8 protein-coding genes are annotated in these 12,750 nt (G+C 62.9%); all 8 read left to right on the top strand.

Annotated elements, in window-relative coordinates; genetic code table 11:
- The first annotated feature begins 13 nt into the window (after positions 1-13).
- The 8 genes from H2LOC_RS16165 to H2LOC_RS16130 all read left to right on the top strand — a co-directional run bounded on the left by H2LOC_RS16165 (position 14) and on the right by H2LOC_RS16130 (position 12,646).
- Positions 14-928 (top strand): branched-chain amino acid aminotransferase, encoded by a 915-nt coding sequence (locus H2LOC_RS16165; RefSeq protein WP_136497952.1) that lies wholly within the window; start codon positions 14-16, stop codon positions 926-928.
- 397 nt (positions 929-1,325) lie between these two features.
- A complete protein-coding gene (locus tag H2LOC_RS16160; protein ID WP_154331691.1) occupies positions 1,326-4,487 on the top strand; it encodes an efflux RND transporter permease subunit in 3,162 nt (1,053 codons plus the stop codon).
- Positions 4,488-4,491: 4 nt separating this feature from the next.
- The gene (locus H2LOC_RS16155; RefSeq protein WP_136497953.1) at positions 4,492-5,694 is read left to right on the top strand and encodes an efflux RND transporter periplasmic adaptor subunit; all 1,203 of its coding nucleotides are present in this window, start codon (positions 4,492-4,494) and stop codon (positions 5,692-5,694) included.
- 1 nt (position 5,695) lies between these two features.
- Positions 5,696-7,258, top strand: a complete 1,563-nt coding sequence (locus H2LOC_RS16150; RefSeq protein ID WP_202620479.1) for an efflux transporter outer membrane subunit — start codon at positions 5,696-5,698, stop codon at positions 7,256-7,258.
- Positions 7,259-7,272: 14 nt separating this feature from the next.
- Positions 7,273-7,680: a hypothetical protein gene (locus H2LOC_RS16145; protein WP_136497954.1), complete on the top strand. Its 408-nt coding sequence runs from the start codon at positions 7,273-7,275 to the stop codon at positions 7,678-7,680.
- A 394-nt stretch (positions 7,681-8,074) separates the two neighbouring features.
- Positions 8,075-9,769 (top strand): hypothetical protein, encoded by a 1,695-nt coding sequence (locus tag H2LOC_RS16140; RefSeq protein WP_136497955.1) that lies wholly within the window; start codon positions 8,075-8,077, stop codon positions 9,767-9,769.
- 651 nt (positions 9,770-10,420) lie between these two features.
- On the top strand, positions 10,421-10,696 hold the full coding sequence (locus tag H2LOC_RS16135) for a hypothetical protein (protein ID WP_136497956.1): 276 nt from the start codon (positions 10,421-10,423) through the stop codon (positions 10,694-10,696).
- 198 nt (positions 10,697-10,894) lie between these two features.
- A complete protein-coding gene (locus H2LOC_RS16130) occupies positions 10,895-12,646 on the top strand; it encodes an OprO/OprP family phosphate-selective porin (RefSeq protein WP_246206864.1) in 1,752 nt (583 codons plus the stop codon).
- The last annotated feature ends 104 nt before the right edge of the window (positions 12,647-12,750 follow it).

The following is a 12,750-nucleotide window of genomic DNA, read 5'->3' as shown; positions in this document are numbered from 1 at the left end:
AGGTCGATTGAACATGAATATCGCCGCTTCCTCGCCGATCTCCGCCGCGCCTTCGAGGACCTGGACCTATTTCGGAGGGGAATGGCGCGAAGGCAATCAGCCGGTGCTCGGCGTGCGCTCCCATGGGGCCTGGCTGGGCTCGGTCGTATTCGACGGCGCCCGGGCCTTCGAAGGCGTCGCTCCCGATCTCGACAAGCATCTCGAACGCGTGAACCGCTCGGCCGAAAACATGCTGCTGGAGCCGCTGGTCGGCGTGGACCGGTGGCGAAGCCTCGTAGAAGAGGGCTTGAGCCGTTTCGCGCCGGACGCGCAGCTTTACATCCGCCCGATGTATTGGGCCGAACAGGGTCTCGGGGGCGGCGTGCGCTTCGAGCCTCAATCCACCAATTGGTGCCTGACCATTTATGAAGCGCCGATGCCCGCGCCTCGCGGCGGCGGCGTCACTCTCTCGCCTTTCCGCAGGCCCACGCTGGAATCGGCCCCGGTGAACGCCAAGGCGAGCTGCCTCTACGCCAATGGCGCACGCGCCCTGATAGAAGCCGCGCGGCGCGGATTCGACAACTGCCTGATGCTCGATGCGCTCGGCAATGTAGCCGAATTCGCCAATTCCAACGCCTTCCTGGCGAGGGAGGGCGCCGTGTTCACTCCCGCGCCCAACGGGACCTTCCTCGACGGCGTGACGCGCCAGCGCGTCATCGGCCTTCTGCGCGGGGCCGGGGTCGAGGTCGTGGAGACTGTTCTTTCCTACAAGGACTTTCTCGAAGCCGACGAAATCTTTTCTACCGGAAACTTCCAGAAGGTCGCGCCGATGACGCGGATCGACCAGCGCGAACTCGAACCGGGGCCGTTCTTTAAGAAAGCGCGCGAACTCTATTGGGATTTCGCCCATGGCGAAGGCCGCAAGCCGACGCTGGCCGCCGCGTCTTGATCCCGCCGCGGGAAGCGGCTCGCGATAAGCCTTGTTTTGCGGAGAATCGCCCGGCCGGCGCGCGCCGAGGCCGGACCCGAGCCTATGTCATATGAAATCCGCTCGATCGGAGCGGCATTTCGTATTCGTTCGCCGCAAAAAATCGATGCCGATCGGTGATTTTTGCGGCGGTCGCTTCCGCGGATCGCGAAGCGATCTCGCGGAAGCCGCATCAGCCCGGCGAATAGAATTCAACATCAATATATTGCCCAATTCTAGCGCCTGCTGTTCCAGGCCTTGATTCAACGACAATTAACTTTTGCCCCCGCGGCGGGTAAGCTAAAAAGCTGAGCCGTGGTCGGGCGCGGCTTCCCAGAGGCGCACCACGGCTCAGTTTGGAAGAAAGCCCAGGAAATCCATGCTCGCAATCGTCCGGACCGCGCTGCAACGCCCTTACACCTTCGTGGTGATGGCGATGCTGATCCTGATCTTCGGCGTGATGTCCTGGATCAAGACGCCGACGGATATTTTTCCCAATATCGGCATACCGGTCATCAGCGTGGTGTGGACCTACAATGGCCTGCCGCCGGACGACATGTCGGGACGCATCATTTATTTCTATGAGCGGACTTTGACCGCCCAGGTCAACGATATCGAGCATATCGAGTCGCAATCGCTGCCGGGATACGGAATAGTCAAAGTCTATTTCCAGCCCAATGTGAAGATCGACATGGCGCTCGCGCAAGTGACCGCTGCGTCGCAGACCGTGCTCAAATTTCTTCCCGCGGGAATAACGCCGCCCTATGTGCTGACCTTCAACGCTTCGAGCGTGCCGGTGCTGCAGCTCGCTCTGTCGAGCGATACGCTGACGGAAACCGAACTTTTCGACTACGGACAGAATTTCATCCGCCCGCAGCTCGCAACCGTGGCGGGCGCGGCGATACCTTCGCCCTATGGCGGCAAGGTTCGGCAGGTCCAGATCGACATCGATCAGCGCAAGCTGCAAAAATACGGGCTGTCCGCACAGGATGTGGTCGAGACGATCGCCACCCAGAACCTCATCACGCCCGTCGGCACGCAAAAGATCGGACAATTCGAGTATATCGTTTCCCTGAACGTCTCGCCCCTCCAAATCGCGGAGCTCAACGACCTTCCGATCAAGAAGACGGAAGGGACGATCCTCTATATCCGGGACGTCGCTTTCGTCCACGACAGCAGCCCGCCACAGATCAACGAGGTCCGGGTGGACGGCGCGCCAGCGGTGCTGATGTCGATACAAAAATCCGGCTCCGCCTCGACGCTGGACGTCATCAACGGGGTCAAGGCGCTGCTGCCGAAGATCCAGGCCTCGCTGCCCAAGGAGCTTCGCCTCGTCGCCGTCGGCGATCAATCCGCCTTCGTTCAGGCGGCCGTCGCCGGCGTCATCCGGGAGGGCGCCATCGCCGCCGCGCTCACGGGCATGATGATCCTGCTCTTTCTCGGCAGTTGGCGCTCGACGCTCATCATCACCATTTCGATTCCGCTCTCTATTCTGAGCGCCATCACGGTCCTTTCCCTGATGGGAGAGACGATCAATGTGATGACCCTCGGCGGCTTCGCGCTCGCGGTCGGCATTCTCGTGGACGACGCGACAGTCACGATCGAGAACATCGACCGGCATCTCGAGGGCGGCGAATATATCGTCGATGCGATATTGAACGGCGCACAGGAGATCATCATCCCCGCCACAGTGTCGCTGCTGGCGATCTCCATCGTTTTCGTGCCGACTTTCACGCTGGGCGGCGTCGCGGGCTATCTTTTCCGGCCCATGGCCGAGGCGGTGATCCTTTCCCTGATCGCCTCCTATATCCTCACCTATACGCTGGTGCCGACGATCGCCCGCTATATACTCGCGGGGCCGCACTCCCACGGCGCCGAGGGAGAGAAGAAACCCTCGACCAATCCGCTGGTGCGGTTCCAGCGCGGCTTCGAGCACCGTTTCGAAAGACTGCGCTTCATCTACAAGGATCTGCTCACTGTCGCTCTCGGGCGGCCCTGGCCTTTTGTTTTCTCGCTCCTCGGCCTGGTGGTCGTGTCCTTCGGCCTCGCGCCCTTTCTGGGCCAGAACTTCTTTCCGGCCATCGAGGCGGGCCAGATCAAGCTGCATATGCGCGCTCCGATAGGCGCCCGAATCGAGGAAACCTCCCGTATTTGCGACAAGGTCGAGACCGAGGTGCGCAAGCTGGCGCCCGAAGGCGCTCTGGAGTCGATCGTCGACAACATCGGCCTGCCGATCAGCGGCATCAACATGGCCTACGGCAATTCGGGGACGATCGGCGTCACCGACGCCGACATCATGATCACGCTCAAGCCCGAATTCGAAAACAAGACCGACGAATATATCGGAAAGCTGCGCGACGAACTCCCGCGCCTGTTTCCGGGGACGAGCTTCGCCTTTCTGCCGGCGGACATAGTCACGCAAATCCTGAACTTCGGCCTCCCTGCGCCGATCGACGTGCAGGTCGCGGGCAACAAGACGGCTGCGAACCGCGCCTATGCCGAGGAGATTTTTCGGAAGATTTCACTTGTCCCCGGCGTCGCCGATCCGCGCATCCAGCAGGCCTTCAACGCCCCGACCCTGCGGGTCGAGGTCGATCGGTCCCGTGCGATCGACGTCGGCCTGAGCGAAAGGGACGTCGCGGCGTCGATGCAGAACACGCTCGCGGGCAGCATTCAAAACGCGCCGACCTTCTGGCTCAACCCCAAGACCGGCGTCTCCTATCCGATCGTGGTGCAGACCCCGCAATATTGGATGTCCTCCCTCGGCGATCTCAACAACATGCCGATCACGTCCAAGACGGGGGACCAGCTCGTGGGCGCCGTGTCCGGCGTCTCCCGCGAACCGAGCAACGCCGTCGTCTCGCACTATGACGTGCAGCCGGTCATCGACATCTACGCGACCACCCACGGCCGCGATCTCGGCGCGGTCGCCCGCGACATCCAGTCGATCCTCAAGGACACCGCAAAGGACGCCCCGGCGGGCGCCAGGATCTCGCTGCGCGGTCAGGTTTCCACGATGACGACCGCCTATATCCAGCTCTTTGGCGGCCTCGCGCTGGCGATCGTTCTGATCTATCTGCTCATAGTCGTGAATTTCCAGTCCTGGCTCGATCCCTTCGTGATCGTCAGCGCGCTTCCGACCGCTCTCGCCGGCATTGTCTGGATGCTCTTCCTGAGCTTCACCACGCTTTCGGTCCCGGCGCTCACCGGCGCGATCATGTGCATGGGCGTCGCGACGGCGAACAGCATTCTGGTGGTCAGCTTCGCCCGGGAGCGTCTCGCCGAGGGCGCCGATGCGACCACTGCGGCTCTCGACGCCGGCTTCACCCGGTTTCGACCGGTGCTGATGACCGCGCTCGCAATGATCATCGGCATGATTCCCATGGCGCTCAGCGCCGAGCAGAACGCGCCGCTCGGGCGCGCCGTCATCGGCGGGCTTTCCTGCGCCACGATCGCGACGCTCTTCTTCGTGCCGGTCGTCTTCAGTCTGGTTCACAAAACTCCCCACCGCGCGCAAGGCCCTGCGCAACGAGAGTCTTAATGCGATGGTCCACAGTGACGACGGCGCCCTTCCGGGCAGCGGCGAAAAACGCGCCTTGCGCAAGATCAAACGACGTTTCCTGATCGGGATAGCCATCGCCGCAACGCTGGCGGCGGGAGGCATAGTCATTCGCGGACTCAATGCGGAGCGTCTCGACGACTGGACCCGGCGCCAGGCCGTTCCGACCGTCAAGGCGGTTCCGCCCAAGGCGAACGCCGGCGTGCAGGAGCTGGTGCTTCCCGGCAATATCCAGGCGTTCTACGACGCCCGGCTGCGCGCCCGCGTCAGCGGCTACGTCAAGAGCTGGAAATACGATATCGGCGCGCATGTGAAGGCGGGCGAGATCATCGCCGCAATAGACGCGCCGGATCTCGAACAGCAGCTCGAGCAGGCCAAGGGCGAGCAGGCCCGGGCCGAGTCGGAAACCCAGCTCGCGAAGGTGACCTCGAAACGCTGGTCGGCCCTGCGCGCGTCCACCGCCGTTTCGCAGCAGAGCGTCGACGAAAAGAGCGGCGAATACGGCGCCAAGCAGGGGCAGGTCGCCGCCGCGCGCGCCAATGTGGAAAGGCTCAAGGCGCTTCAGGGATTCACCCAGATCACTGCGCCTTTCACGGGCGTCGTGACCGCGCGCAACGTGGACATCGGCGACCTCGTCGGGCCCGACCGGGCGCGGGAGCTGTTCTCCGTCGCGGATATTCATCAGGTGCGCATTTATGTCAGCGTTCCCCAGTCCTATGTGGCCCAGCTTCACGAGGGAATGTCGGCGAAGCTGAGGCTGCCGCAATATCCGGGCAAACTGTTCTCCGCGAAGCTCGTCGCCACCTCCAATGCGATCGCCGAGCAATCCCGAGCGCTGCTGGTCCAGCTCATCGCGGATAATCCCGAAGGCGCGCTTCTGCCCGGCTCCTTCGCCGAGGTTCATTTTCAACTGCCCGGTAACCCCGAGATCCTGCGCATTCCGGCGGATGCGATCCTTTATCGCGACAATCGCCTCAACGTCGCCACGGTGGGACCCGGCGACAAGGTTCTGGTCAAGCCCATCGAAATCGCGCGCGACCTCGGGTCCGAAATCGAAGTCGCCTCCGGCGTAACGGCGTCGGATCGCATCATCGAGAATCCCTCGGATATGATTCGCGACGGCGACGTCGTCCGCCTGATGGAAGTCGGAGCGCCCAAAGCCTCGCCGACGTCGAAGGGGAACCATTAGCATGAGGCTGGTTGCGTCATCTCCCCATGAAGGGAGAGGCCGTCGAACGGTCGCGCGCTTCAAGCGAACGCCCCTGCGGCTCTCGGCCGTGCTCGCGCCGTTGATGCTCGGCGCATGCAACTTCGCCCCGGAATATGCGCCTCCGGTCATCGAGATGCCGGCGCAATTCAAGGAGGCGCACGGCGTCGGCTGGGAGACGGCGCGGCCCTGCGACGATCAGCCCAGGGGAACATGGTGGCGAAGTTTCAACGACCGCGGACTCGACGAGCTCGAGCCTCAGATCGACGAAGCGAACCAGGACCTCGCCGCCGCGCTCGCCGCGCTGGACCAGGCCCGTTCCTATGTCGCCAAAGCCCAGGCGGCGTTGCTGCCGTCGGTCAACCTCGACAACAGCTATTCCGCCAACAAGCAATCCCGCCATCGTCCGTTGCGCAAGGCCAATACGCCGTTCTCGGTCAACGGCCAGATCGAATCCTGGCAGGATACGCGGCCCCTCAACGAACCCGATCATTACGGCGACAACCTCCTGACCCTGCAATCGAGCTATGAGGTCGACCTGTGGGGGCGAGTGCGCAATTCCATTGCGGTCGGAGAGGCCAACGCCGAGGGCCGCGCGGCGCAGATGGAATCGGTCCGGCTGAGCCTACAGGCCGAGCTGGCGCGCATCTATCTCGCACTGCGGGGGCTGGACAGCGAAGTCAGGCTCTTGAACGACACCATCGAAGCCTATAAGCGCGCACTGGCGCTGACCAGAGTTCGCGTCGAGGGCCAAATCGCTTCGCCCGAGGATCAGGCGCGGGCCGAGGCCCAGCTCGAACTCGCCAGGGCGCAGGTCGTCGACCTGCTGGGGCAGCGGGCGCAGCTCGAACATGCGATTGCGACGCTGATCGGCAAGCCCGCCTCGTCTTTCACGCTCCGGCCGGCGTCGCTCGTCGAGAAGACGCCCGCGATTCCGCCGAGCGTTCCCTCGGCCTTGCTGGAGCGCCGCCCCGATATCGCCGCGGAGGAACGCCAGGTCGCCGCCGCCAACGCCCAGATCGGCGTAGCGCGCGCGGCGTTTTTTCCGCGTCTCATGATAAATCTTTCGGGCGGGACGCAGGACACCGGGCTCAGCCTGCTCAATATGCGCAACAGCATCTGGTCGCTCGGCCCTTCCATCACGCTGCCGATTTTCGACGCCGGCGCGCGCGCCGCCGATCTTGCGGGAGCGGAAGCCGCCTATCTGGAGACGGTGGCGCGTTATCGCGGCTCGGTGCTGCGGGCGATCCAGGAAGTCGAGGACAGCCTCGCCAATCTGCGTTGGCTCGCCAAGGGGGTGCAGAGCATGGAGACGGCCTCGAACGCCGCAGACAAGGTTCTCGGCATCTCGCTCACGCTGTATCGTGACGGAGCGACCAATTACCTCGACGTGGTGACGGCGCAGACCGCGGCGCTCGAGGCGAGGCGCTCGGTCCTCAGCCTGAAGACGCGCCGCCAGGAAGCCGCCGTAGCCCTCATGCTGGCGCTGGGCGGCGGCTGGCCGACGCCGGCCCCGGCGCCCGAACAAATTTGCATGTCGCATTGAATGGGGAGCAGACCATGCAGGAAAATCGGCATCCGGGACGCTTTTGCGGCAATTGCGCGTTCTGGCTTCATCACGCCGATCATCTCGGATCCTGCCGCCTGCACGCGCCGCAGCCGGGCGAGGAGCGGGACGAAGTGGCGCATTGGGCCCACACTCTTCGCGAGGAATATTGCGGCGACTGGACCGGCGCCGACGCCACGCCACTGCGGGCGGCGGTCTGCAAGAAATGCGTCTATTGGTCTTTCCTCGAAGGCGGGTTGACCCCCGTCGACCGTCGCGACGAACTGACGTCCTGGTGGAGCGCCGCCGGCCACTGCCTGCGTTTCGCCCCGCAGCCCGCGGCGCTCTCGGGCCACAAGGCTTGCTGGAGAGTGACCCATGCGGAGGACGGGTGCTTCGACGGGGAAATGATTTCTTCGTGATCGATCGCCGGGACGCTGGAACTCTTGATGGCGAAGCCGTTCCGGGCGGCCAAGGAAGGATCGGAACGCCGGGGGCCGAGGGGCCGCGCGAATGGTTAATGCTCGGCTTCGGCATTACGCGAGGTTTACGGTGTCGCTGCGGAATCGACATGCAATTGCCACGTTGCGCCACAAGCTACTGTATACGAATGTATTTAATCGTCAGGCCGCATTTCCGCTGAACACGACCGAAGGCGTGGCATTCGCGCAACACCAAGCCCAAATTTAGTCAAAACAAAGGTTTGAGACACGACTGTTACAAAAGCGTCATGTAGCGCTTCTACCTCTTCGCGCACGGATTGAGCCGCGCGCTCGCATTTTTTCCGCGAATGGGGGGTAAGTAATGGATGTTACAGTGAAAAATCGCGCTGGCGGTCAGGGGCTGACAAAGTTCCTCGCGGGCGTGTCTTCGGCGGCGGTTTTCGCTGCTTTCTGCGCTCCGGCTCTCGCGGACGACACCAAGGCCGAGATCCAGGCCCTCAAGGCTCAGCTGCGCCACCTGGAACAGAAGCTCGAGGCTCAGGCTCAGGCCCAGAAGAAGACCCAGCAGGAGGTCGAGCACGTCGCTCACGCCAAGGGTCAGGCCGGCGTGATCAGCGACGTCCATCCGATTGGCTCCAACGGCGACGCTCCCTGGCCGGCCAAGTTCTACTACAAAGCGGTCACGATCACCCCCGGCGGCTTCTTCGAATTCGCCACTGTGAACCGCGACCACTATATCGGCGCCGACATCGCCACGCCGTTCCAGAACATCCCCTATCCGGCGAGCGGGGCTTCGAAGAACGGCGAGACCCGCTTCTCGCCCCGCCGCAGCCGCTTTACGCTGAAGACCGACGCCGATCTCGACGAAGTCACGCACGCGACCATGTATCTCGCGACCGACTTCCTCGGCGCCGGCCAGACCGCCAACCTCAACCAGAGCGACTCGTTCAACTTCCGCTTCCGCGAGCTTTATACGCAGGTGGATCGGAAGGACCTCGGTCTGCACGTCTCGGCCGGTCAGGCCTATTCGCTCATCGGCCTGAACTCGCGCGGAACGGAAGCCGCAACCTTCCTCACCCCGCCGGTCATCGACGACCAGTACATGCCGGGCTTCACCTGGGCGCGTCAGCCCGGCGTGCGCATCAGCAAGGAAGTCACCAAGGACATCGAGGCCGCGTTCGCGATCGAAAACTTCCAGACCACCTATATCGGGGTGGGCACGGACTTCCTGGGTCATCAAGGCCCCTGTCTCGCCGGCGCCACCGCCGTCGTCGCGGGCGCGACCTGCTCGGGCGGCTCGCTTCCCGGCCTGTACAATGTCGGCCCGGTTGGCGGCTCTCTCTACAACTCGCTCAACCCGGTCACCTACGGCAGCGTTCCGGACATGATCGGCAAGGTCGCCTGGGATCCGACCCTATTCGACCGCACGATCCACGTCGAAGTCGGCGGCATGCTGCGCAACTTCACCGATCGCGTCTTCTGGGGCAACCACACCACCTGGGGCTCCAACATCGAGGCGGGCATCATCATCCCGATCATCCCGAAGCTGCTTGACTTCCAGTTCTCGGGCGTGAGCGGTCTCGGCAACGGCCGCTACGGCGCCGCGCAGATCAACGACGCCACCTTCACCTGGAGCGGCGGCGCCCAGCCGATCCACGAGCGCCAGGTCATGGTCGGCGTGACCGCCCATCCGACCCCGGCGACCGACGTCTATGTCTTCGCCGGCGGCGAGTTCGCCAGCAAGAACTACACCTTCGCCGCCTGGCCGAAGACCGTGTTCGGCACCGTTCCGGGCGTCTACGCCTATGGCTACGGCAACCCGGCCTACAACAACTTCGGCTGCGCCTTCGAAGGTCCGACCACCGCCACCTGCGTCGGTCAGATCAAGGACGTGCGCCAGGTCACCACGGGCTTCTGGCATAACTTCTATGACGGCCCGGCCGGCAAGATTCGCGTCGGCGCCCAGTATTCCTACACGGTCAAGGACTCCTTCACGGGCTACTCGGGCGCCTACAAAGGCACCGAGAACATGTTCTTCACCAGCCTTCGCTACATACCCTTCAACTGATTTGAAGGCGCCGCGCAGGCTGGTTAAGCCTGCGCTTTCCGCAACTTACCTCCGGCCCGCGCGGCCGGAGGTTTTTTTGTTTCAGGCGCAGCGTTCACCGATCGAAGTCGTATCCGTCAGTCGAAGGGGGAGATCCACCCCGGGCGGGGCATGCCGGGCTGCGTTTCATTTGCACATGTATTGACCCAGTGCTCATTGGGTCCGGCGCCGACGGCCCTCAGACAGTCGAAGCACTTATATTGCTCGCCGCCGCCATTCCCTGTCCATCTGCGGCAGGCGTCCATCGCGCTCTCTTCGGCATGCGCCGGGGCGAAGGACAAAACGAGAAAGAACCCCGCGACCGCGGGAAAAACATGGCGAATTGAACGTCCAATCATAGTCTTTGCTCCCTATTCAGTCGTGCGCACCCCCCAAAGCCCCTGCTTTGGCCTATTCTGAAATCGTGTGTCATATGGCTGTCATATACAAATGAAAAAGTATTAAGTTTGCGCGCCCGCAGGATTTCTAGCTGCTTTTTCCGGGAGACGAACAACATGACCTGCGGGTTTCCCTTTCGAAAAACGATTGGAAAACAGCTGGAAGCGCGCCATTTGTTCCCTTGTCCAACAGAGCCGGTCGAGCTCCATGAGGCGCTTTTTTCGGGAGTCGTCGATGATCCGCACCAGGCTTTTAATGCTCGCCTTTGTGGTCCTGGAGCTTGGTTTGGGCGCAGCCGCCGCCCAGCCTGGGCCAAGCATGGCGACCCTTTCCTGCGCCGACTTCCGCCTCAGGCAAGACGGCGCATGGGTCGCTGTCCATCCCAGCGTGATCTACGGGCCCCACGGCCCCTTTGCTGTCGAAGCGGGCGAGATTTTCAGGATCCAGCTTGGAGGCACAACAAATTATGGGGTGAAGGTCGCCGAGATCCTCGACAGTCGCTGTCGCTGACGAGGCCTCCTCTTGTTTTCGATCGAGCGCCCGCGAATGTTGCCTGAGGCCGTTCGGCCTATTCTGCGGGCGACAGGAGTTCACCTACCACCTATAGTCTATAGATCGACTTGACTTTGTTGCCGACTCGGGTTTTTCTGGGCGCGAGCTGAGCGCATGCGGAGGTTTTCCGCAGCGGCGCAATCGTTGGGGCAAAAATTGAAACATTCAGGAAAAGGCAAACCACTTACCGTCGCCGCGCTGAGCGCATTTGCGCTCCTGCCAACGCAGGCGGCGCGGGCGGACGACACCGCGGCCGAAATCCGTGAGCTGAAGAAAAAACTCGAACAGACCATCGGCGAGGTCCAATCGCTGAAGTCGCAGTTGCACCGCTACGAGGGAAAGACCGCCGAGCAGGACCGCAAGCTGAAAGAAGTCCGCACCGAAACCCACAAAAGGAAGGTTGCGGACGCCTCGCGCGACGTCGAACCGGGGAAAAGCGGTTCCGGCCACGCGCCGCTTCCGTTCTTCATCGACTTGAGCCACGGGCTTTCCGTGCAGTCGCTCGACCACGCCGACTCCTTTCATCTGGGCGGCCGCATTTATGTCGATGGCGGCGGATCCACCCAACCTGAGAAAGGCCTTTCGGAGACCGCCAATCTCACCCAGGCGCGCCTCCAGGTCGAAGGCCGGCTGCGCAGCATCTGGGAATATAAATTCCAGTACGATTTCGTCGGCGGCAGCAACGCCGCGACGGTCGGCGCGGTCGGCGGCATCCGCGACGCCTATCTCGCCCTGATACATCCGGGGCTCAAGCCGCCCTTCCTCGATAATCCGATCGAAATCCAGATCGGCAATTTCTACCTGCCTCACGGCATGGAGCGCACCGGCTCCAAAAACTATATCGACTTCATCGAGCGCTCGCTGATGTCCGATACTTTCGGCGCCGCCCGCCATGTCGGCGTCGCGGCTCTGACCCACGGCGCCAACTGGACCTTCAAGGCGGCCCTCAGCAGCACCAGCGTCGAAGACGCAGCGCTCAAGCCGACCGCCGACTATCCGGTCCCGCTCTGGGTTCCTTCCAAGGCGGGCTGGATCTCCACGGGCGGCAGCCAGTATTTCGACGTGACGGCTCGCGCCACTTACGCGCCGATCTGGTCGGAAGATCGCCTGCTGCATTTCGGCGCCTCGGGCCGCTATCATCGTCCCAACGACTCGACCGCCGGCAACGACGACCGCGTCCTGACGCCGGGCGCCAACACCTATATGGAAAGCAACGTGCTGAAGACGAATCTTCTCGGCACGCCCGACCTTTCCTGCGGCGCCTATGGCATAGCGGGCAACCCTGCCGTCGCCGGTCATTGCGTGAAAAACCTGCTCGGCTACGGCCTCGAGGGCGTCGCCGTGTTCGGGCCGGCGTCTATCCAGGCCGAATATATGAATGCGCAGTACAACCGCGACAACTCGCGCATTCTCGAGGCCAATCTGGCCGGGATTCTTTCCCCCGGCGGCTCCTCGCTGAACTACAGCGGCTATTATGTGTCGGGGATATATTTCCTGACCGGGGAGTCCAAGGCCGCCGCTTATCAGGTCGACAACAATTCCGGCGGAGGCAGCTTCAGGCAAATCCAGATCAAGCATCCGCTCAGCCAGGGCGGCTGGGGAGCCTGGGCGCTCACCGCGCGCTACAGCGAGGTGGATTTGAACAGCGGTCCGTATCAGGGAAGCACATTCGCCAATCTGATCGCATTGGCGCCTACGACCAAGGCGAAGACCCTCATTTTCAACTCCGGGGTCAATGGCGGACGCGAACAGGACGTCACCGTCGGCCTCAACTGGTACGCCGAACCGGGCGTGCGCGTGATGGCCAACTGGACCAGAGTGATGGCGCTCGCGGCGCCCTACAGCCAGCCCTATCTCAACGGCGCGCACCCCAACACCTTCCTGGTGCGCACGCAGATCGACTGGTGACGCGGCCCGCTCGACCGGTTTACCGCTCGCGCCGAGAGATCGGCGCGAGCAGCGGCGATCGCGCGGATATTTGACCGAAGCGCAAATGCGCTTACGCTTTTGGC

The organism is Methylocystis heyeri, assembly GCF_004802635.2.
In the GTDB taxonomy this organism is placed as follows: domain Bacteria; phylum Pseudomonadota; class Alphaproteobacteria; order Rhizobiales; family Beijerinckiaceae; genus Methylocystis; species Methylocystis heyeri.
Note: the sequence above shows the minus strand (reverse complement) of the source record. Positions and strands in the feature narration are given on the sequence as shown.